Raw genomic sequence first — 21,314 nt, 5'->3', positions numbered from 1 at the left:
ACCCCTTAGTGGCAGGGGAAGCCGAGCAGGTGGCGCGCGTCATGCACGAATTCGTGCACGTAGGATCCGGAGAACAGCGCCGTCGCGCCTTCTTCTGCGCCGATGAAATAGATCGCCAGCATGAGGAGAAGCCCGGCAAAGATCGCCCAGGGCAGGATTTCGCCAGCCGGGATCGGAGTCGGGATTGCGGTCGGTGCGAATGTGGTGTCAGACATTGTATTCCCTTTTTTGAATAACGCGTTCCATTTGCGGAAGGGTTTTTTACGGGAAGGGTCTGGCTCTCTAGGGGCGGTATCCGCCCTTCGATTACAGTGGCGCGACCGCGCCGGGATTGCACCGGCTTCCACACCCGTAACACTAAGTTTATATCTGGCAGCAAAGATAGTTGTCAATCAAACGCCATCGCGATGCGAAATCGCGACAAGGATGGAGTTATCGAGCTGTATGAAAGGGCGTCTGAGCTGGATTTGTCACGGGCCGACCCGCGCCAATCGTGAGGGACGCTTTCCCGGCGACGAGCCGCTGGAGGCAAAAGCGCTCGAGCGTATTCAACTGCCGTCCGGGCTCGCAACGGTCGACCGGGCGTGGACGAGCCCGGCGCTGCGGGCTCGGCAGACGGCTGCGGCTTGCGGGCTCGACGTCAGGGAGGAGCTGTCTTTCCGGGAGTGCGACTACGGGCGCTGGCAGGGCAGGCCGATCACCGAACTGCATGAGAGCGATCCGGAAGCGCTGACGCAGTGGATGCTGGATTTCGATGCGGCGCCGCATGGTGGCGAGCCCTTGTCCGCCGTGCTCGCCCGCGTCGGAGATTGGATGAAGACCCACATCGGCGATGGCGGTCACACCGTCGTCGTTACGCATGCGACCATCATTCGCGCCGCCATTCTCCATGTGCTGCAAGCGCCGCCTGCGGCGTTCTGGACCATCGACATCGAGCCGCTCGGCATCGTGGAGATGACCAGCGATGGCCGCCGCTGGCAGCTTCGTTTTCCGAATGCTGCAAGATAGCGCTCTAGTGGCGCGCCTTCCCCCGCTGCCCCTCGAAATAGACGAGATAGGCGGCAAGGCCTGATGTCATCACGGCAAGCCCGTACCAGGTGATGGCGTAGACGAGATGATTGTTGGGGAAGACGATCTGCGTCAGGCCGCCGACCGGTAGGTCGTCTGGATTCTTCGTGTCGTCCGCATCGATGAAATAGGGTGCGACGTTCTGGAGGCCCCGCGCCGCGGCGATCGCCGTGACGTCGCGGGAATACCAGCGCTCTTCCGCCGGCACGTTGGAGCGCAGCAGCGTGCCCTTCGGCTCGTTGATCCGCAGCAGGCCGGTAACGGTCGTCTCGCCGGCCAGCTCGCCTGCGGGGCGGGTGTTCGGATTGCGCTTGTCACTCGGTACGAAACCGCGATTGACGATGATAATCGTACCATCGGCCTCTTTCATCGGCGTCAGCACCCAGTAACCCGCACCGAGCGCGGTCGAGGCATAGACCTGCGCTTCCTTGTCGTTGAGGAAGGTGCCGGTTGCCTGGACATGCTTGTATTCATAGCCGGCGGCATCGATCGTGGGCCATTCCGCCGGACCGGGGGCGGCGACGGGCGGCGCATGCACGCGGGCATCGACGCGGGCGATCAGATCCAGCTTCCAGGACAGCCGCTTCACCTGCCATGTGCCGAGCGCAATGAGCGCCGCAGTCAACAGCAGAAGCAGGATCACCCAGATGGCAAGCGTGAGCGCGGAGCGCGGCTTTTCGGAAAGGGAGGGGGGGGGGATGTCGGTCAAGGCGCAAAACTCCATCGGAGGCGCGGCGCAGTCGTCCGGCGAATATCTGGCGCCGGGAATGGCGGCGGGCATCCGTCGGGACGCCCGCCGCTCGATCGTTATGGCAGGTTGCGCATCATGTCGGGCGACATGGTCATCATGTTCGAATTCAGGTGGTGCATGACCCAGAGCGAGCCGGAGAGCGCAATGATCACCAGCACGATGGTGAAGATCAGCGCCATCATGTTCCAGCCGCCTTCCGACTTGGTGTTCATGTGCAGGAAGTAGATCATGTGCACGATGATCTGGATGGCGCCGAGGATCATGATCAACACCGCGGTGACGGCCGGATCGGAGAAGACCTTGGCCATGACCAGCCAGAAGGGAATGGCTGTCAGGATGACGGAGAGGATGAACCCCGTCATGTAGCTCTTGAATGTGCCGTGGCCGGCCTCGTGGCCGCCATGGCCGTGATCGTGACCATGACCGTGGGCGTCAGCGGAATGATGCGAAGGATTGGCGTTCGAGCTCATCCGAGAACTCCCATGAGGTAGACGAAGGAAAACACGCCGATCCAGACGACGTCGAGGAAGTGCCAGAACATCGACAGGCACATCAGACGGCGCTTGTTTTCGACGATCAGCCCCCGGCGGCTTGTCTGTATCATCAGCGTGATCAGCCAGACGATACCGGTGGTGACGTGCAGGCCGTGCGTGCCGACCAGCGTGAAGAAGGCGGAGAGGAAGGCGCTGCGCTGCGGGCCGGCGCCTTCCAGGATCAGGTGATAGAATTCGTTGAGTTCGAAATAGATGAAGGCAGCACCGAAGAGGCCGGTGATMGCCAGCCACAACAGCGTTCCCGACTTGTTGTCTTTTTCCATCATCAGCATGGCAAAGCCGTAGGTGATGGAGGAGAGCAGCAGCATCGTCGTGTTGAGAGCGACGACCGGCAGCTCGAACAGGTCAGCCGGCGACGGGCCGGCCGCATAGTTGCGGCCAAGCACGGCATAGGTCGCAAAGAGCACTGCGAAGATCAGGCAGTCGCTCATGATGTAGATCCAGAAGCCCAGCATCGTGCTGCCTTCGGGATGATGCTCTTCCTTCAGGTAGAAGGCGGGCGTTTCGCCGTCTTTCAGAGCTGGTGCGCTATGGGTCGTCATGGGTCTTATACCTGTCCTGCGAGCTGCTTCGTACGCTCGTTCTCGGTCTTCACGACCTGATCGGCGGGGATGTAGAAGTCGCGCTTATAGTTGAAGGTATGGCCGATCGTAATGGCGATCATTGCGACGAAGGTGATGGCGGCAAGCCACCACATGTACCAGATCATGCCGAATGCGAAGGCGATGGAGAGAACGCCGAGGATGACGCCCGTGCCGGTATTCTTCGGCATGTGGATCGGGATGAAACCCTCCGTCGGACGCTGATAGCCACGGTTCTTCATGTCCCACCACGCGTCGTGATCGTAGACGATCGGCGTGAAGGCGAAGTTGTAGGCCGGCGGCGGCGACGAGGTGGACCATTCCAGCGTACGGCCGCCCCAGGGGTCGCCGGTATGATCGCGAAGTTCTTCGCGCTTCATGAAGCTGACGCCGAGCTGGATGAGGAAGCAGGCGATGCCGATGGCGATCAGTCCGGCGCCGAAGGCCGCGATGATGAACCAGATCTGCAGCGACGGATCGTCGAACTGGCTTACGCGGCGGGTGACGCCCATCAGGCCGAGGATGTAGAGCGGCATGAAAGCGAACCAGAAGCCGATCTGCCAGAACCAGAAGCTCATCTTGCCCCAGAAGGGATCGAGCTTGAAGCCGAAGGCCTTCGGGAACCAGTAGTTGACACCCGCGAACATGCCGAAGAGCACGCCGCCGATGATCACGTTATGGAAGTGGGCGATCAGGAACAGCGAGTTGTGCAGCACGAAGTCGGCCGGCGGAACCGCAAGCATGACGCCGGTCATGCCGCCGATGGTGAAGGTCACCATGAAGCCGACGGTCCACAGCATCGGCGGCTCGTAGCGAATGCGGCCGTGGTACATCGTGAACAGCCAGTTGAAGAGCTTCGCACCCGTCGGGATCGAGATGATCATCGTGGTGATGCCGAAGAAGGAATTGACGCTGGCGCCCGAGCCCATCGTGAAGAAGTGGTGCAGCCAGACGAGGTAGGAGAGGATCATGATCACGCAGGTGGCGTAGACCATCGAGGCGTAGCCGAAGAGGCGCTTGCCGCAGAAGGTGGCCACGACTTCCGAGAAGACGCCGAAGGCCGGCAGGACCAGGATGTAGACTTCCGGGTGACCCCAGATCCAGATGAGGTTGACATACATCATCGGATTGCCGCCGAGGTCGTTCGTGAAGAAGTTCGTACCGGCGTAGCGATCGAGGGTAAGCAGAGCGAGCGTGGCGGTCAGGATCGGGAAGCTCGCAACGATCAGGATGTTGGTGCAGAGCGACGTCCAGGTGAAGACCGGCATTTTCATGAAGGTCATGCCCGGCGCGCGCATCTTGACGATAGTGGCGATCAGGTTGATGCCCGAAAGCGTCGTACCGATACCCGCGACCTGCAGGCCCCAGATGTAATAATCGACGCCGACGTCAGGACTGTAGGCGATGCCGGAGAGCGGCGGATAGGCCAGCCAGCCGGTCTTTGCGAATTCGCCGATGAAGAGCGAGATCATGATGACGATCGCGCCTGCCGTTGTCATCCAGAACGAGAAGTTGTTCAGGAACGGGAAGGAGACGTCGCGTGCGCCGATCTGCAGCGGCACGACGAGGTTCATCAGGCCGGTGACGAAGGGCATCGCCACGAAGAAGATCATGATGACGCCGTGGGCGGTGAAGATCTGGTCGTAGTGATGCGGCGGCAGGTAGCCCTCGGAACCGTTGAAGGCGATCGCCTGCTGCAAACGCATCAGCAGCGCGTCGGAAAAGCCGCGCAGCAGCATGATCAAAGCCAGCACCACATACATGATGCCGATCTTCTTGTGGTCGATGCTGGTGAACCATTCCTTCCAGAGGAAGCCCCAGAGGCGGAAATAGGTGAGCAGGCCGAGCACGGCGATGCCGCCGATGGCGACGCCGATGAAGGTCGCGACGAGGATCGGCTCGTGATAGGGGATCGAATCGAGCGTCAGCCGACCGAAGATGAATTTATAGAGGTCCGGGTTGGAAAACATGGATTGCCTCTGTCCTTATAAATGTCTTGTTACTGAGCGCACGGGATCAATTGCTCGGCTGCTGTGCCGGCGTTGACGAACCGGCGGTCGGTGTAGCGCTGGACGAACCGGCTGAAGCGCCGTTGCCCATCTGCATATTGCCCATGTCCATGCCCTGCATGGAGGCGTCGCCGTGCTGCATCTCGTGAGCTGTGGTGTCGCTTGCCTTTACCGGCGTGACCTCACCGGCATCCGCACCGCGGTTGTCGTAGATCAAGCGCTCGCGGTTTTCCTGGCTGTCCTTGCCGGCGCCGCCCTTGGCATCGATATGCATCATCTCGCCCATGCACATCTTGCTGGGATCGGCGCACATATTGAGGATGGCGTCATAGAGACCGTCGTCGACCGAATTGAAGTAGCGCACCGGCTCTCTTTCGCTCGGCTTGGCGAGCGCCAGATATTCCGTGCGGCCGAGGGCCGTGCCCTGGCTCTTCACCTTCTGGACCCATCGGTCGAAGTCGGCTTGGCTAAAGCCATGGAATTTGAAGCGCATATGCGAGAAGCCGGCGCCGCTGTAGTTGGCGGACAGACCCTGATATTCGCCGGGGTGGTTGATGACGGCATGCAGCTTCGTTTCCATGCCCGGCATGGCGTAGATCTGGCCCGCAAGTGCCGGGATGAAGAACGAGTTCATCACCGAGGAGGCCGTGATCTTGAAATTGATGGGTGCATCCACCGGCGCGGCCAGTTCGTTGACCGTGGCAATGCCGAGATCGGGGTAGAAGAACAGCCATTTCCAATCGAGCGCCACGACTTCGACATTCACGGCCCTCGTGGTGGTCGTTACGGGCTTGCCGGCGTTGACGCGATCGAGCGGCCGATAGGGATCGAGCTGATGGGTGCTGATCCAGGTCACCGCGCCGAGCGCAATGATGATGGCCAGCGGCGCCGACCAGATCACCAGTTCGAGGCGGGTCGAATGATGCCATTCCGGATCATAGACCGACGTCGCGTTCGACTGGCGATATCTCCAGGCAAACAACAGGGTAAGGAAAATCACCGGGACGATGATCAGCAGCATCAGGACGGTAGAGACGACGATAAGGTCGCGTTGCTGCACGGCGATGTCGCCGGAGGGAGCCATTACCACCATATTGCAGCCCGAGAGCAGCAGGGTGAGCGGCAGGACGGATAACAGGCTGAAAATCTTCGATAGTCTTGGCACGTCTCAAAGCTCTTTTTGTTATTGACCGTACCGCGACTAAAGGACGGCGGTCATGAACGGTATGAGGTGTTTCGTCGCACCGCAGCAAGCTTGGGTGCAATGCGGGATCGACTGCAAACGTCACCTATCGGGAAAATCCTGAGAAATCCAGAAGGTTTTCCAACGACCGGTTGCCTTTGTCGCGGCTAATATACCGAGATCGGCGGATATGGCTACCGGTGGCGGCACGCCAACCCGGCATTGTCTTGGCAAAAAGGTCCGAATTCGGCCGGATCCAATCGCTAATTCGCGAATTATTCCATGCACGATACTTGATAAGTTCGTAAGTTTGATAAAACATCTTATCTCGACGCGACTTCGTGGAGGAATTCGCGTCCGGAGAGGGAGGCTCCCGTATATGGTCAGCGCCACGCATGAATCATTAAATCCAACGTCCGCCGGTTTGGAACGCGATGCTCGCAATATGCATGCTCGCGGTACTGTCGACCCCGGCAGTATTGCCATCGGCGTGATCATCGGTCGCACGTCCGAGTTTTTCGATTTCTTCGTTTACGCCATCGCATCCGTCCTGGTCTTCCCGAAGCTGATCTTCCCCTTCGCGGATCCCCTGCACGGCACGCTGCTTTCCTTCCTGGTTTTTTCGCTCGCCTTCATCGCCCGCCCGGTCGGTTCGTTTATCTTCATGGCGATCGACCGCACCTATGGCCGCGGCGTCAAGCTGACGATCGCGATGATTCTGTTGGGCGGGTCCACGGCGTCGATGAGCTTCCTGCCTGGCTACCACGAAGTCGGCGTCTATGCGATCGTCCTGCTTGCCGCCTTGCGTATCGCTCAGGGCCTCGCGCTCGGTGGCGCCTGGGACGGTCTTGCCTCGCTGCTGGCGCTCAACGCGCCGGCCAACCGTCGTGGCTGGTATGCGATGATCCCGCAGCTCGGCGCGCCGACCGGCTTCATGCTGGCAAGCGCTCTGTTCGCATATTTCGTGGCAAACCTCTCGACGGTGGATTTCCTGGACTACGGCTGGCGCTACCCCTTCTTCTGCGCCTTCATGGTCAACGTCGTGGCGCTGTTCGCCCGGCTCCGTCTGGTTGCTACACCGGAATTCGGTGCGTTGCTGGAGCGCCATGAGCTGGAGCCGGTCAGGATGACGGAGCTTCTGCGTGTGCATGGCCGCGACGTGCTGATCGGCGCTTTCGTGCCGCTGGCAAGCTTCGCGACCTTCCATCTGGTCACGGTCTTCCCGCTTGGTTGGGTAACACTTTATAGCGCGCAAACCCCCGGTTCGTTCCTGTTGGTGGAGTTCCTCGGCGCGATCTGCGGTATCGCCGCAATCGTCAGTTCCGGCCTGCTCGCCGACCGTATCGGCCGCCGCAATCAGCTTGCCGTTGGTGCCGTGTTGATCGCGGCCTTTGCTTTCGTCGCACCCTGGCTGCTCGATGGCGGTGTCACCGGCCGCCATGTCTACGTGGTGGTCGGCTTCACGCTGCTCGGCCTCTCCTTCGGCCAGGCCGCCGGCGCCAGCGCCTCGCGTTTCAGCCGGAACTATCGCTATAGCGGTTCGGCATTGACCTCGGACCTCTCCTGGCTGATCGGTGCCGGCTTTGCGCCCTTCGTCGCGCTTGCCCTCTCCAGCCAGTTCGGTCTGGTCTATACCAGCCTCTACCTGCTCTCCGGCGTGGTTTGCACGCTGGTTGCGATCTTCTTTAGCAAAACGCTGGAAACGCGCGACAACTGATCGAACCTTTGGAACATTGAAAGCCGCGGCGTGAAAGCGCCGCGGCTTTTTCTTTTGATAAGACCGTGTGCATCGTCGATGCGATCGAAACCACCTACGTTCCGCGCCTGGCTGGACCTCGCCGACAAGCGATCCCTTAAATCTTGACTCCCTTTTCAAACTTTTGTGATAAAAAAGGACACACTGAAACTTGAAAACGATAGTCAAGAAAAATATAGGCTACCGCACCACCGTCACGGACGGGTTTCAAGCGAGAGGACGCCTATGACTTTTTCCTTTACCCATCTCACCAGCGCCTTAGCGCTTGCCGCAGGTCTTGCGGTTGCGCCGCTGATGGCCAATGCCGCCGAATCCGAAGGCATCGTCGTCTATAATGCGCAGCACGAGGCGTTGACGCAGGCTTGGGCAGATGGCTTCACCAAGGAAACCGGCATCAAGGTGACGATCCGCAATGGCAGCGACATGCAGTTCGCCAACCAGATCGTCGAGGAAGGTGCGGCATCTCCCGCCGACATATTCCTGACGGAAAATTCTCCCGGCATGGCACTGGTCGATGCCAGCAAGCTCTTTGCGCCCGTAGATGCCGATACGCTGGCGCAGGTGCCGGAAACCTTCAAGGCGGCGGATGGCGATTGGGTCGGCGTTGCCGCCCGTTCCACGGTTTTCGCCTACGACAAGACCAAGCTCAAGGAAAGCGATCTGCCGAAGTCGCTGCTCGACCTCGCCGATCCCGCCTGGAAGGGCCGTTGGGGTGCATCGCCGGCCGGTGCCGACTTCCAGGCGATCGTCAGTGCGCTTCTTGAACTGAAGGGCGAGGACGTCACCAAGTCCTGGCTGAAGGCTTTGAAGGCAAACGCGACTCCCTACAAGGGCAACAGCGTTGCCATGAAGGCCGTCAACGCTGGCKAAATCCAGGGCGCGGTCATCTATCACTATTACTGGTTCGGCGATCAGGCGAAGACGGGCGAAAACAGCAAGAACGTCACGCTGCATTACTTCAAGAACCAGGATCCGGGCGCCTTCGTCAGCATTTCCGGCGGCGGCGTTCTCGCCTCCAGCCAACACAAGAAGGAAGCTCAGGCGTTCCTGAAGTGGATCACCGGCAAGGGCGGTCAGGCCGTTCTGCGCGACGGCGATTCCTATGAATATGCCGTCGGCAATGGCGCTCAGTCGAACCCGAAGCTGGTGCCGCTCTCCGATCTGCAGGCGCCCAAGGTCGAGCCTTCCAAGCTGAACAGCAAGAAGGTCACCGAACTCATGACCGAAGCCGGTTTGATCTAAGTCCTTGCATCCGGTCCGCATGCCCTGCTAGGGGCATGCGGATGGCCATTCGGCCATTTCGATCCCGGCAATCGCCTTTGGTGGCGATTGCCTTCCTATTTCAGGGCGTGAAAGGCAGCTAAGGCTTGCTGCAGAAGAACACATATGCCGCGCCGGCCGCTCAGGCCGCTGCCATGCGATTGCCCCCGTTGACCGCTGCGTCCGGTGGCCGTGTTCCGCACGCTTCTGTCATCGCCCTTGCATCCGTCGTCGCGCTTTTGAGCCTTGTGCCGCTCGGCTTCATCGTCTGGGTCACGGTCGATACCGGCTGGAGCGAAGCCATCGCGCTCATTTTCCGCAGCCGCGTCGGTGAATTGCTGACCAATACGGTCCTTCTCGAAGTCTGTACCATCCCGCTCTGCATCATGCTTGCCGTCACGCTCGCCTGGCTGACCGAGCGTACGAATATCCCGGGTGCCCGCATCTGGTCGTGGCTGGCGGTCGCGCCGCTTGCCGTGCCCGCTTTCGTGCACAGCTATGCCTGGGTCAGCCTGTTGCCGGGCATGCGTGGGCTCTGGAGCGGCGTGCTGGTATCGGTGCTTGCCTATTATCCCTTCCTCTATCTGCCGGTGGCTGCACAGTTGCGCCGTCTCGATCCGGCGATCGAGGATGCCGCCGCCTCGCTCGGCCTCGGTCCCTGGCGCGTCTTCTTCCGGGCGATCCTGCCGCAGCTTCGCCTTGCCATCTGCGGCGGCTCGCTGCTGATCGGCCTGCATCTGCTGGCGGAATACGGTCTCTATGTGATGATCCGCTTCGACACCTTTTCGACGGCGATCGTCGATCAGTTCCAATCCGCCTACAACAGCCCGGCCGCCAATATGCTCGGCGGGGTTCTCGTTTTCTGCTGCCTGCTGCTGCTCGGCATCGAGGTTTTGGTGCGCGGCAACGAGCGTTACGCCCGTGTCGGCTCCGGCGCAGCTCGCCCGGCGGACCGTCGCCGTCTCGGCTGGCTCGTCATCCCGGCCATCGCACTGCCGCTGGCAGCGGCCGTGCTGACGCTTGGCGTGCCGTTCGTGACGCTGGCGCGCTGGCTTTATCTTGGCGGCGCCGGCATCTGGCGGATGGATACGGTCGGCTCGGCCTTGCTGCAGACGATCGCGCTTGCCGTTGCCGGCGGCTTGCTGGCCACCATCGCCGCCGCTCCCATGGCCTGGCTCTCGGTGCGCGCGCCGAGCCGGCTGCAGCGCATTCTTGAAGCCTGCCACTATTATGTCGGCTCGCTGCCGGGCGTCGTGGTGGCGCTAGCGCTGGTGTCGATCACTGTGCGGCTGGTATTGCCGCTCTATCAGACCTTTGCGACACTGCTGCTCGCCTATGTCCTGCTGTTCCTGCCGCGCGCATTGGTGGGCTTGCGCTCCAGCATAGCTCAGGCACCGGTCGAGCTCGAACGCGCCGCCATGGCGTTGGGACGCACGCCAAGCCAGGCTGTGCGGCAAATCACCATGCGCCTTGCCGCGCCTGGTTTTGCGGCGAGCGTCGCCCTTGCCGCTCTCGGCATCACCAACGAATTGACGGCGACGCTAATGCTGTCGCCCAACGGCACGGAGACGTTGGCGACGAAATTCTGGTCGCTCACCAGCGAGATCGACTATGTCTCCGCCGCGCCCTATGCCTTCATGATGGTGGTGCTGTCGCTGCCGCTCACCCTTCTTCTCTATGCACAATCCAAGCGGACGGCCGGACAATGACCTTTCTGGCGATTAAAAACATCGGCAAGCACTATGGCCCGGTGCACGCGCTTGACGACATCGGCCTCACGGTCGCTGCAGGCAGCCGCACTGCAGTTGTCGGCCCTTCCGGTTCCGGCAAGACGACTCTGCTGCGCATCATCGCCGGCTTCGAGACCCCGGATACCGGCCAGGTGCTGCTGGAAGGACATCTGCTGGCGGATGGGCCGGCCGTCATACCCGCGCATCGCCGCGGCATCGGCATCGTTTCGCAGGACGGCGCGTTGTTTCCGCATTTGAGCGTGGCAGAGAATATCGGCTTCGGCATGGAGCGCGGACAAGCAAACCGCGCCGAGCAGATCAACGCGTTGATCGACATGGTGGAGCTCGATCGCGGCATGCTCGATCGCCGCCCGCACCAGCTCTCCGGCGGCCAGCAGCAGCGCGTGGCACTTGCCCGCGCGCTCGGCCGCAAGCCGAGGCTGATGTTGCTGGACGAACCGTTTTCTGCGCTCGACACGGGCTTGCGCGAAAACATGCGCAAGGCAGTTGCCCGCGTCCTACAGAATGCAGGCATCACCACGATCCTGGTAACGCACGATCAGGCGGAAGCGCTCTCCTTCGCCGATCAGGTGGCGGTGCTGCGCGAGGGGAAATTGGTGCAGGCTGGAACGCCGCAAACGCTCTATCTCAATCCCCGCGACCGCGAGACGGCCACCTTCCTCGGCGACGCCATCCTGTTGCCGGCCGAACTGGGCGATGGTTTCGCCGATTGCGCGCTTGGCCGCATCCAGACGGACGCAAACGGCCGGCGGGGACGGGCGGAAATCATGCTGCGCCCCGAGCAGTTGCGGTTCAGCATGATCGACGGCACTGCCTCCGATGCCGTATGTGCTGGCAATGTCATCGATGTCGAATTCGGCGGCGCGGTCTGCACGGTGACGCTTGCTCTTGCCAATGTCGCAGGCGTTTCACCGCTCACCATCAAAAGCTCGAGCGTCGGCCTGCCGGAGATCGGCAGCACCGTGCACGTCAGCGTGCTCGGCAAGGCGCATGTCTTCGATGCGGTAGGCTGAAAGCCTCTTTCCGGTTGAAACCGCTGGCCCCTTCGTAAAAACACCTTCGCCCCAGCGGGGAGAAGGCCGAGCGAAGCTCGGGTTGAGGGGCGTTGCACCGTTAGGGTTGCCCTTCGCAGGTCCTCGTCCCTCATCCACCCTCCTGAGCTTGTCGAAGGGCGGCACCTTCTACCCAAGGCGAGAAGGCAGCACCGGCGTCTCCAACACCCGCCCCGTCACTACATCCGCAATCCCGCGATCCGTCTGGTGCGGCCCGATGTTGCAAGCGAGCGTCGCGCCGAAGCAGGCTTTGAAGACGAGGTAAGGCGGCCGCCATTTGGTGATCTTTTCCATCGCCTTGCGGATGGCACGGAAGGCGAGGGCGGTTTCTTCGAGGGGCATTGCGGTCACCAGCCCGGATAGGGGTAGGGGCAGCAGCATGTCGACTTGACCATTCGAAACAACGGCCATTCCGCCGCCGGCGGCGATGACGGCGTTGGCGGCAACCGTCATGTCCCTGACATTGCCGCCGAAAACCGTGAGATTGTGGCTGTCGTGCGAGACCGTTGTGCAGAAGGCACCGCGCCATTCGCCCCAGCCGGTCAGAAAACCGACGCGCGGTCGTCCGTCCGCCTTGCCGTGACGATGAACGACGGCGATCATCGTGGTCCCCGCAGGCGGCACGACGAATCCGTCCACGACATCGGCCTCTGCCTCGCCCCATTGCGTGAAGCGCGGCTGGTCGATCGTTGCAAGACGCACCCGATCGCCGGCGGCCGATACACGAAAATCGTCTTCGCTGAGAGGCGCGAGTTTGACCGAATTCTGGAGCGGCGTGGTATCGAGATGAGCGATCCTGCCGATGATCTTGCCAGCCTCGGCAACGATCCTGCCGTTGGCAATCACCTGCTTCGCCTTGAAAGCGTGAAGGTCTTCGAAAATGGCGATGTCGGCGCGGCGGCCGGCGGCGATCAGACCGAGATCGTTGCGGCCAAGCCGCATGGCGGCGTTCAACGTCGCGGCCCTCAATGCCCATTCGGGCTTCAGCCCGTCGCGCACCAGACGCCGGACGACATCGTCCAAGCCGCCGTCAAAATGCAGTTCGTCCGGAAAAACGTCGTCGGTACAGAKGGTCACCGTCTGCGGCATGAAGCCGAGATTGTTGATGACCTGGACGAATTGCTTGAGCAGGTGGTCGTGCGAGCCGCGCAGCTCGATCGTCATGCCGGCGGAGAGCTTGGAGAGCAGATCGGCGCCGGAGGTCAGCTCATGGTCTGAGGTGACGCCTGCCGCCATGAAAGCATTGAGATCGGCGCCTTCCAGCCCGCGGGCATGGCCGCAGACGAGCTTGCCGGATTGCAGCCCGGCATTGACGATCGCGCTTGTGCGCAGATCGCCGTCTATGACGCCACGCATGGTCATGACCTCGGCAACGCCGGCGATTTCGGGCCAGGCCAGCATGCCGGCCATGGCGGAAGCATCGAAATCGGCGCCCGCCAGCTCCAGCCCGGGCGCGGAGGGCACACAGGAAGGGGCAAGCGGGATCACCCGGAGCGGCAGCGACCGTGTCGCCTCGATCGCCCAGCGCACGCCGCCGAGGCCATGCACATTGCCGAACTCATGCGGGTCCCAGACGACACTCGTCACCCCATGCGGCAACACGGCTTCGGCATAGGCCGCCGGCGTCACCATCGAGCTTTCGATATGCATGTGCGTGTCGATCAGGCCGGGAGAGAGAAAGGCACCGCTGGCGTCGATCGTCCTGATGGCGTCCGTGCGGCCGCCCGGCGCATGCACGCTCGCGATCAGCGCGCCGACGATGCCGATATCGGCGGCCCGGATTTGGCCGGTCACCATGTCGACGAGCTGGCCGCCTGTTATCAGCAGGTCGAAAGGCGTATCGCCACGAGCGACCTCGACGGCACGAAGCCGCAGCTCATGTGCATTGAGATCGGCGGGCTCGCTTGGAGAATGTCGGATCATCGGCGTGCCTCGTTGATCAGCGCGCCGAAAATGATGACGCGCGCCATGTCGGCGTCGATCTCGGCGGCAAAATAAGCATTGAACTCCGCATGTGACGCGCGTGTCTCGACGACGGTGCGCCCGCGGGTGTGCCGCCCCTGCAGCTCGACGTCGATCCGGGCATGCTGAAGCGTGGCGATGTCGGGAGCGACGAAAATAGCGGCAGCGGTCGGATCATAGATCGCCATGGCGGGACGGCCGCGGCTGATGCCGATATTGACGTAGCCGCCCAGGAGATCGCCAAGCAACTCGGCGTTCTTGCCGGCGGCCTGGCGCACAAGGTCGACATCGTCAGGCCGCGCCAGCACCTTGCGGCAGACGTCGAGATCGATCATTCGCAGCGGCAGGTGATGGGCTAGCACGATGGCAAGCGCTTCAGGATCGGCATAGGCATTGAATTCGGCGGAGGCCGTGTGGTTACCGKAGGTCACGCCGCCGCCCATCCAGGTGAGTTCGTCGATGCGGGCGGCAAGATCGGGCCGGGCGAGCGCCAAGGCAGCGATATTGGTGAGCGGCCCGAGCGCCAAAATTCGTTTCGGCTCCGTGTCGCGCTCCAGCCAGCCACAGAGGGCGGCGAAGGCATCGCTTACCGGCAATTCATTCGCCGGCGGCAAGCTTTTGCCCATGGTCGGCATGCCGCTTTGTCCGAGAATGCGTTGCGCTGTTTCCAGCTTGCAAAGCACCGGCAATTTGCGGCCCGTGTGGATCGGAAATTCCCAGCCGAAAGCTGCGGCGGCACTGGCGGCGTTGTGGCGCACCTGCGCTAGCGGCGCATTGCCGCTCACCAGCGAAACGCCGTCGATCACGAGGCTCGAATGCGCCACCACCAGAATGGCGGCGATATCGTCGAACCCCATATCGGTATCGATCCAGATCCCCATGGCCCTATCCGTGTTTTGCAAGCGAAGCTGCTGCTGCGACCGGCAGGTCGAAGGCGAGCTCGCTGCCCATGGCGTGAACGGCCGCGGCCGCGTCCACTTCGGCTTTGATAGGCCCGAGCGGCGTATCGAGCAGATATTCGCGGCTGTCGCCGGCGAAAGACGTGCCGCGCACGGTGCCCCTGAAAGGACCTGAGCCCAGGGTTACCGCACGCGGCCGCCAGGCCAGGCCCGCCGCAGACGATGGCGCGGGGGACGAAAGCGTAACGGCGCCGTTCGCCGTCTTCAGCCTGCCGTTCTCCAGCGCAAAGACATTCTCGAAGCCGACGAAATCGGCAACGAAGGCCGAAACCGGCCGGTTATAGATATCCTCCGGCGAGCCGATCTGCTCGATGGCGCCGTTCAGCATKACGACGATGCGGTCGGCGAGCGCCAGCGCCTCCACCTGATCGTGGGTGACGAAAATCATCGTCACGCCGGTTTCCTTCTGCACCCGTTGCAGCTCGGTGCGCATTTCCAGGCGCAGGCGGGCGTCGAGATTCGACAGCGGCTCGTCGAGCAGCAGCACCTTCGGCTCCATCACCATCGATCGCGCCAGTGCCACGCGCTGCTGCTGGCCGCCGGACAATTGGCCGGGCTTGCGGCCGGAGAAGCTGGTAAGACCCACGGATTTCAAACCGGCACCGACACGGGCGTCGAGATCATTGCCGCGCATACCCTTGAGACGTAGGCCGAAGGCGACGTTTTCATAGACGGTGAGATGCGGAAACAGCGCGTAGGATTGAAAGACCAATCCGACGGCGCGCCTATTGGCGGAGACGCGGGTGATATCGGCGCCATCGAGCTTGATCTTGCCGGACACGGGCGCGAGCAACCCGGCAATTGCCCGCATCGTCGTCGTCTTGCCGCAGCCGGAGGGGCCGAGCAGGGCCACAAGTTCGCCTTTGCCGATCGACAGGGTGAGGTCATTGACCGCGACCGTGTCGCCATAGGCGAGCGTCAGCCTGTCCAGCGTAAGGTAGGAGGGGTCAGACATAGCGGGAAAATCCTAGGAAGCGCTCGGCAAGGAAGACGATGCCGATGGAAAGGAAGGCAAGCAGCGCCGACAAGGCCGCGACGGAAGGGTCGTAGGTCGTTTCCATATAGCCCAGCATGTCGATCGGCAGCGTCTGTATGCCTGGCTTGGCGAGAAACAGCGATACCGGCACCTGATTGAAGCTGGTGACGAAGCCGAGGATGAAGGCGGCGAGCACGCCGCTGCGAATATTCGGCAGCACCACGCGAAAGAAGGCGCCGAGCCGCGACGAACCGAGGAGCACCGCCGCCTCTTCCATATCGGAGCGCAGATTGTTGAGGCTGGCCGAGACCACACGCACGGCATAGGGAAGCACCAGTGCCGTATGCGCGAAGAATAGCGCCAGCGTGATATCGAAGGAGAAGGGCACGACGAGGTAGCGCAGGATCGCCAGACCTACGATGATCCCCGGCACGATGATCGGCAGGGAGACCATCGTGCGGATCGTCTCGCCGCCCGGCAGCCTGTATCGCGACAGTGCGTAAGCCGCCGGAATGCCGAGGATCAGCGCGAAAAGCGTGCCGCCGATCGCCAGAAACATCGACATGGCGAAGCTTTCGCGGAAACTGTCGATGGTGAAGACCTTTGCCACCCAACGCAGCGACAGGCCCTGCGGCGGAAAGGCCAGCGTTTCGCCGCCGGAAAGAGATGCCGCCACGATGATGACAAAGGGGCCGATGAGGAAGATCAGCAGCAAGAAGAGGACGAGCGGAGAAAACAGACGCCGCATCATGCCCGGTTCCTCGCGGTGGCGAGCCGCTTCAGCACCAGATTGGCGCCGAAACTCATGACGATGAGGATGAAGGCGATAACGCTGGCCGAAACATAGTCGTTGGAGACCGAGATGCGCTGATAGAGCAGCGTCTCCAGCATCAGCACTTTCGAGCCGCCAAGAATAGCCGGCGTGATATAGGCCGTCAGCGAGCCGGTGAAGACCAGCGTGCCGCCAATCACCAATCCCTCGCGCGTCAGCGGCAGCACCACTTTCCAGAACACCTGGAACCAGTTGGCGCCAAGGACGCGCGCGGCCGGAATGGCATCCTTCGGCATGTTCTCGAGCGCGCTGATCAGCGACAGGATCATCAACGGCAGGAAGAGCTGCAGAAGGCCGATGAAGACGGCGGTCTCGCTGAACAGCAGGCGCAGCGGCTCATCGCTCAAGCCGAGGCCCTGAACGGCCCGGTTGACGATGCCGGTACGCCCGAGAATGACGATCCAGGCATAGGTGCGCGCCACCGGCGAGATCATCAGCGGCAAGACGACGAGACCAACCAGACGGCCCTTGCCCTTCGGCGGCAGGTTGACGATAGCGAAGGCGCTGGCATAACCGATGACGGCGGAAACAGCCGTGACCTCGACGCCGAGCCGGAGCGTGCGCAGGAAGACCGTCTGGTTCAGCGCCTCCGAAAAGAAGCCGGTATAGGCCGAAAGAGTCCAGCCGCTGGTGGGGATATGAAAGCCTTCCGAGAGCAGAATCAGCACCGGCGCGAGGAAAACCACTGCGACGAAGACCGCCGCAGGCAGGGCAAGCGCCAGAGCTTCGGCCCTATTCTGGAACATTAAGGCTAACCTTCATGAAAATGGGGAAGACGGATATCCCGATGCTGCATTCGGGATATCGTTTCGACATGGCCTTATTGGCCAACCCTGTTATTCCATTCCTTGACCCAGTCATCGCGCTGGTCGAGAGCGACCGCTGACGGGATCAGCTTCAGGCTTTTTGCCGTGTCTTCACCATAGGTCAGGTTTTTGGCGACATCGTCGGGTAGCTTCACGTCCTTGTTCGCCGGGCTGTCGATGAGTTTCGTGGCGAGCGCCGTCTGCACCTCCGTCGAGATCCAGAAATCCATGAACTGCAAAGCGAGATCCCGGTTCTCCGAGCCCTTGGTGACGACCATGACATTCATGCCGCCGGTCTGGCCTTCCTTCGGCGTTGCCCAGGCGACGGGCACGTCGAGCTTGGTGAAGCCCGCCCAGGAGAAGCGTCCGATCGGCGCGGCCCAGATTTCTTCCTGCTGCATCAGTTGCACGAGCTGCGAGGATTTTTCGTAGAAGGTGACGATATCGCTCTTGTGTTCGCCGATGGCGGCGATTGGGGCAGCGAGGTCGGGCGTATCCTTGCCAAGCGCGAGGCCCAGCATGTAGAGCGCCGGCGGACCCTGGTTGGTCGTAACGTTCGGCCATGCGACATGGCCGACATAGTCCGGCTTCAGAAGATCGGCCCAGGAATCGATCTTCATCTTGTCCAAGCGATAGGCGATCGAGGTGGCATAGAACGTATAGCCGACGCTCATGCCGTCGCCGTTCGGGTCTTTGGCGAGGTCGTAGAGCTTGTTGAAGTTGCTGAGCTTCGAGGTATCGATCTTGTCGATCAGGCCGGCACGGGACGCCTGCAGCGCGTCCGCCATGGAGATTACGGCCATGTCGACAACCGGATTGGCCTTGTTTTCCTGCATCTTCGCCAGGCGCTCGACGCTGTTTCCGGTCTCGACCACCAGCTTGCAGTCGCATTTGGCTTCGAAGGGATCGTAGACGAGCTTCTTGTAGTCGTCCTGGGCGAAGGCATAGACGGAAATGGTGAGCGTGCGTTCCTGTGCCTGTACGCCGAGCGATGAAAGAGCAAGCAAGGTGGTGGCCGAAGCCAGGAGCAATCGTTTCATGTCAGGAGCTCTCCCGCTGAAAGGTTTGTGCTTGCCAGCCCGAGCGGACCGGAAGATTGACGGACGACAAGCTGCATTGGCACGCGGGATTTCTCCGCCGTGACAAGCCGGTTGACGTGCAGCGGCTCGTCCGCGGACGCTTCGCGCGGTCTCCCCTTTTTGATCGGTTCGCCATTTTGGATGGCGCTGACCAGTGCGGTGATCGCGATCTCGGCAATCGCCGCGATGTCCATGCGTATCGTGGTGAGCGCGGGTGTCACGACCGGCGACCAGATGAGATCGTCGAAGCCGGTGACGCTGGCGCTGTCCGGAACGGCGATGCCGGCCCGTTGCAGTTCGGTGAGCGCGCGCAAGGCATGCAGGTCGGAAACGGCGGCAAAGGCCGTAAAGCCCTGCTGCACCTTGTCCGCCAATCCCAGCAGGCAGCCAGGCCCGTCCTGTTCCTCCAGCTTTTCGATCCAGAGGACCTCGGTCTTTATCGTGGCGTCGAGGGCGGATTTGAAGCCGCCGATGCGGTCGTTCTGTACGCTGGAGGCGCTGCTTCCGCCGATCAACAGAATCTTGCGGTGCCCGAGATTGCGCAGATGACTGGCGATTTCACGACCGCCCTGCCAGTGGTCGGCGGAAACCGTGTTGCCCGGCGTCGAGGGCGTATCGATGACGGCCACGGGACAGCCGGCATCGGCAATGCGGGTGCCGCGCCGCGGCACGATCACCATGCCGTCGACGCCGCGTTMCACCAGCCGGTGGATCGCCTCGGTCTGCGTGCCGACGTCACCGCGCGAATCGGCAATCAGCACACCATAGCCGGCGATGGCGGCGGCATGTTCGATTGCCTGGGCGATCTGCGGAAAGAGTGGATTGGAGATATCGGGCAGAACCAGCCCAAGAACGCCGCTGCGCCCGGTCCTCAGCGCCCGGCCAGCCTGGCTTGGCACATAACCGAGCGTGGCCGCCGTGGCGCGGATGCGCTCCACCAGTTCAGCCGAGACTCGCCCCTTGCCGGAAAGGGCATTGGACACCGTGGCAACGGAGACGCCGAGCGAGGCGGCGATCCTGCTGAGATTGGGGCCGGGGCGCGCGGTTGCCATCTGGTCGGTGCACCATGGGGACGTCGGGTGATTAATCGTTTAATCAAACGCCTATAGAAATTGGCGGCTTTTGTCGAATCCAAATTGAGGCGGGTAGGTTGCAATCTTATTGCCGGCCACGGTGGCGGCACGCTGCGACGGAAGGCGAAAATGAAGGGGAGGACGCGCGATCTCGCTCGCGCGTCCTCGTTTGAAACTCAAGCGGCGAGCGCGTCGAGGATGCGGACCCAGGAGCGGATGCCCTTGTGATAGGATTTCAGCTCGTATTTCTCGTTCGGCGAATGGATGCGATCGTCGGCGAGGCCGAAACCGACCAGCAGGGATTCCATGCCAAGCATCTTCTGGAAGTCTCCGACGATCGGGATCGATCCGCCCATGCCGATAACGATAGCCGGCTTCGGCCACTCGCTGGAAAGAGCGTTCTTTGCTTTGGTCAGTACCGGCGAATCGTAGGACAGTTGGATTGCCGGCGAGGCGCCATGGGCATGGAACTCCACCGAGCAATCGGCTGGAACCTTCGAGCGGACGTAAGCGCGGAAACTATCGCGGATTGCATCTGGGTTCTGCTGCCCTACGAGGCGGAACGATACCTTCGCCGACGCCTTGGCGGCGATCACGGTCTTGAAGCCGGCGCCGGTATAGCCGCCCGTGATGCCGTTGACCTCAGCCGTCGGTCGCGCCCAGGTGAGTTCCATCACCGAACGGCCTTTTTCGCCGGAGGGTATGGAGAGGCCGACTTCGCCGAGGAATTTTTCCGTCGTCATGCCGAGCGTTTCCCAGGAGGCCTTGATGTTGCCCGGCGTCTCTTCGACGCCGTCATAGAAGCCGTCGAGCGTGATGCGGCCGGTCTCGTCATGCAGGCCGGCGAGAATGTCGGTGAGGATGTGGATCGGGTTGGCGGCCGCGCCGCCGAACATGCCGGAATGCAGGTCGCGATCGGCGGCATTGATGATGATTTCTTCGCCGACGAGGCCGCGCAGGCCTGCCGAGATCGCCGGCGTATCGCCATCCCACATGCCGGTGTCGCAGACCAGCGCATAGTCCGCCTTCAGCTCGGCGGCGTTCTCTTCGAGGAACGGCTTCAGCGACGGGGAGCCGGATTCCTCTTCGCCTTCGAACAGGATGGTGATGCGGACCGGAAGCGCACCCTTGATTTCCTTGTAAGCGCGGACGGCTTCGACAAAGGTCATCAACTGGCCCTTGTCATCAGAGGTGCCGCGGCCAGTCAGGATCTTGCGGCCTTCGCCCATATCCTTGACGGCAGGCGCGAAGGGATCGCTCTCCCAAAGCTCGATCGGATCGACCGGCTGCACGTCATAGTGACCGTAGAACAGCACATGCGGCGCATCGGCGCTCGCTGCATCATGATGGGCAACGACCATCGGATGACCCGGCGTGTCGCGCACGGAGGCGGTGAAGCCGAGCGAGGTCAGGTAGGCGACCAGCCATTCCGCCGCCTTGTGGCACTCCGCCTTGAAGGCCGGATCGGTCGAGATGGATTTGATACGCAGCAGTTCGAACAGATTGTCGAGACTGGACGGAAGGTTCTGATCCGCACGGTCGAGAACGGGCGATACATCGGTCATATCCGACTCCTTACGTGAAAATTGGCCGGACGATAGACCAAAGCCAGTTCGGTTTCGAGGCAGGAAAATCGAAAATTTCCGAATGCACGGTCAGTTG

19 protein-coding genes and 1 riboswitch are annotated in these 21,314 nt (G+C 61.8%); of the genes, 5 read left to right on the top strand and 14 right to left on the bottom strand.

Going from position 1 to position 21,314, the window contains the following annotated elements:
* Positions 1 to 5 precede the first annotated feature (5 nt).
* Complete coding sequence (locus QD357_RS20535; protein WP_107106508.1) at positions 6 to 215, bottom strand: CbtB domain-containing protein; 210 nt, start codon at positions 213 to 215, stop codon at positions 6 to 8.
* A 57-nt stretch (positions 216 to 272) separates the two neighbouring features.
* A riboswitch (cobalamin riboswitch) is annotated at positions 273 to 345 on the bottom strand.
* A gap of 99 nt (positions 346 to 444) precedes the next feature.
* Between QD357_RS20535 and QD357_RS20530 the strand changes: the two genes are divergently transcribed.
* Entirely contained in the window at positions 445 to 1,008 is a 564-nt protein-coding gene (locus QD357_RS20530; protein WP_107106509.1) for a histidine phosphatase family protein, read from the top strand.
* Between the two features lie 4 nt (positions 1,009 to 1,012).
* Here QD357_RS20530 and QD357_RS20525 read toward each other — a convergent pair whose 3' ends face one another.
* The 5 genes from QD357_RS20525 to cyoA form a co-directional block, all read right to left on the bottom strand.
* Positions 1,013 to 1,792 carry an SURF1 family protein gene (locus QD357_RS20525; RefSeq protein ID WP_181315984.1) on the bottom strand — a complete coding sequence of 260 codons (780 nt, stop codon included), beginning with the start codon at positions 1,790 to 1,792 and terminating at the stop codon, positions 1,013 to 1,015.
* A gap of 83 nt (positions 1,793 to 1,875) precedes the next feature.
* The gene (cyoD, locus tag QD357_RS20520) at positions 1,876 to 2,289 is read right to left on the bottom strand and encodes a cytochrome o ubiquinol oxidase subunit IV (RefSeq protein ID WP_107106511.1); all 414 of its coding nucleotides are present in this window, start codon (positions 2,287 to 2,289) and stop codon (positions 1,876 to 1,878) included.
* Positions 2,286 to 2,915 (bottom strand): cytochrome o ubiquinol oxidase subunit III, encoded by a 630-nt coding sequence (gene cyoC, locus QD357_RS20515; RefSeq protein WP_107106512.1) that lies wholly within the window; start codon positions 2,913 to 2,915, stop codon positions 2,286 to 2,288. Before cyoC ends, cyoD begins: the two co-directional genes overlap by 4 nt.
* Positions 2,916 to 2,920: 5 nt before the next feature.
* The gene (gene cyoB, locus QD357_RS20510) at positions 2,921 to 4,924 is read right to left on the bottom strand and encodes a cytochrome o ubiquinol oxidase subunit I (protein WP_331371069.1); all 2,004 of its coding nucleotides are present in this window, start codon (positions 4,922 to 4,924) and stop codon (positions 2,921 to 2,923) included.
* Positions 4,925 to 4,970: 46 nt separating this feature from the next.
* Positions 4,971 to 6,128, bottom strand: coding sequence for a ubiquinol oxidase subunit II (cyoA, locus tag QD357_RS20505; RefSeq protein WP_107106514.1), 1,158 nt, complete (start codon positions 6,126 to 6,128; stop codon positions 4,971 to 4,973).
* 397 nt (positions 6,129 to 6,525) lie between these two features.
* On the opposite strand from cyoA, the gene QD357_RS20500 reads away from it, so the two are divergent.
* The 4 genes from QD357_RS20500 to QD357_RS20485 all read left to right on the top strand — a co-directional run bounded on the left by QD357_RS20500 (position 6,526) and on the right by QD357_RS20485 (position 11,926).
* Positions 6,526 to 7,863 (top strand): MFS transporter, encoded by a 1,338-nt coding sequence (locus QD357_RS20500; protein ID WP_107106515.1) that lies wholly within the window; start codon positions 6,526 to 6,528, stop codon positions 7,861 to 7,863.
* Between the two features lie 264 nt (positions 7,864 to 8,127).
* Positions 8,128 to 9,144 (top strand): iron ABC transporter substrate-binding protein, encoded by a 1,017-nt coding sequence (locus QD357_RS20495; RefSeq protein ID WP_414124905.1) that lies wholly within the window; start codon positions 8,128 to 8,130, stop codon positions 9,142 to 9,144.
* A 173-nt stretch (positions 9,145 to 9,317) separates the two neighbouring features.
* Positions 9,318 to 10,871 (top strand): ABC transporter permease, encoded by a 1,554-nt coding sequence (locus QD357_RS20490; protein WP_181315985.1) that lies wholly within the window; start codon positions 9,318 to 9,320, stop codon positions 10,869 to 10,871.
* A complete protein-coding gene (locus QD357_RS20485) occupies positions 10,868 to 11,926 on the top strand; it encodes an ABC transporter ATP-binding protein (RefSeq protein WP_107106518.1) in 1,059 nt (352 codons plus the stop codon). Before QD357_RS20490 ends, QD357_RS20485 begins: the two co-directional genes overlap by 4 nt.
* A 168-nt stretch (positions 11,927 to 12,094) precedes the next feature.
* Here the strand turns inward: QD357_RS20485 and QD357_RS20480 are convergent, their stop codons facing one another.
* The 8 genes from QD357_RS20480 to QD357_RS20445 all read right to left on the bottom strand — a co-directional run bounded on the left by QD357_RS20480 (position 12,095) and on the right by QD357_RS20445 (position 21,217).
* A complete protein-coding gene (locus QD357_RS20480; RefSeq protein WP_414124904.1) occupies positions 12,095 to 13,888 on the bottom strand; it encodes an adenine deaminase in 1,794 nt (597 codons plus the stop codon).
* A complete protein-coding gene (locus tag QD357_RS20475) occupies positions 13,885 to 14,808 on the bottom strand; it encodes a nucleoside hydrolase (RefSeq protein ID WP_414124903.1) in 924 nt (307 codons plus the stop codon). Before QD357_RS20475 ends, QD357_RS20480 begins: the two co-directional genes overlap by 4 nt.
* Before the next feature lie 4 nt (positions 14,809 to 14,812).
* The gene (locus tag QD357_RS20470; RefSeq protein WP_107106521.1) at positions 14,813 to 15,841 is read right to left on the bottom strand and encodes an ABC transporter ATP-binding protein; all 1,029 of its coding nucleotides are present in this window, start codon (positions 15,839 to 15,841) and stop codon (positions 14,813 to 14,815) included.
* On the bottom strand, positions 15,834 to 16,613 hold the full coding sequence (locus tag QD357_RS20465; RefSeq protein WP_107106522.1) for an ABC transporter permease: 780 nt from the start codon (positions 16,611 to 16,613) through the stop codon (positions 15,834 to 15,836). The genes QD357_RS20470 and QD357_RS20465 overlap by 8 nt, the downstream gene beginning before the upstream one ends.
* Positions 16,610 to 17,440: an ABC transporter permease gene (locus QD357_RS20460; protein ID WP_107106523.1), complete on the bottom strand. Its 831-nt coding sequence runs from the start codon at positions 17,438 to 17,440 to the stop codon at positions 16,610 to 16,612. Before QD357_RS20460 ends, QD357_RS20465 begins: the two co-directional genes overlap by 4 nt.
* 74 nt (positions 17,441 to 17,514) lie before the next feature.
* The gene (locus QD357_RS20455) at positions 17,515 to 18,540 is read right to left on the bottom strand and encodes a polyamine ABC transporter substrate-binding protein (RefSeq protein WP_107106524.1); all 1,026 of its coding nucleotides are present in this window, start codon (positions 18,538 to 18,540) and stop codon (positions 17,515 to 17,517) included.
* Complete coding sequence (locus QD357_RS20450) at positions 18,537 to 19,631, bottom strand: LacI family DNA-binding transcriptional regulator (protein WP_414124902.1); 1,095 nt, start codon at positions 19,629 to 19,631, stop codon at positions 18,537 to 18,539. The genes QD357_RS20455 and QD357_RS20450 overlap by 4 nt, the downstream gene beginning before the upstream one ends.
* Before the next feature lie 197 nt (positions 19,632 to 19,828).
* Entirely contained in the window at positions 19,829 to 21,217 is a 1,389-nt protein-coding gene (locus tag QD357_RS20445; protein ID WP_414124901.1) for a M20/M25/M40 family metallo-hydrolase, read from the bottom strand.
* Between the last annotated feature and the right edge of the window lie 97 nt (positions 21,218 to 21,314).

It is taken from the genome of Rhizobium sp. BR 317 (assembly GCF_047445835.1).
GTDB classification, from domain to species: Bacteria; Pseudomonadota; Alphaproteobacteria; order Rhizobiales; family Rhizobiaceae; genus Rhizobium; species Rhizobium paranaense.
The sequence above is the reverse complement of the archived record's forward strand: the minus strand, read 5'-3'. Positions and strand labels throughout refer to the sequence as shown.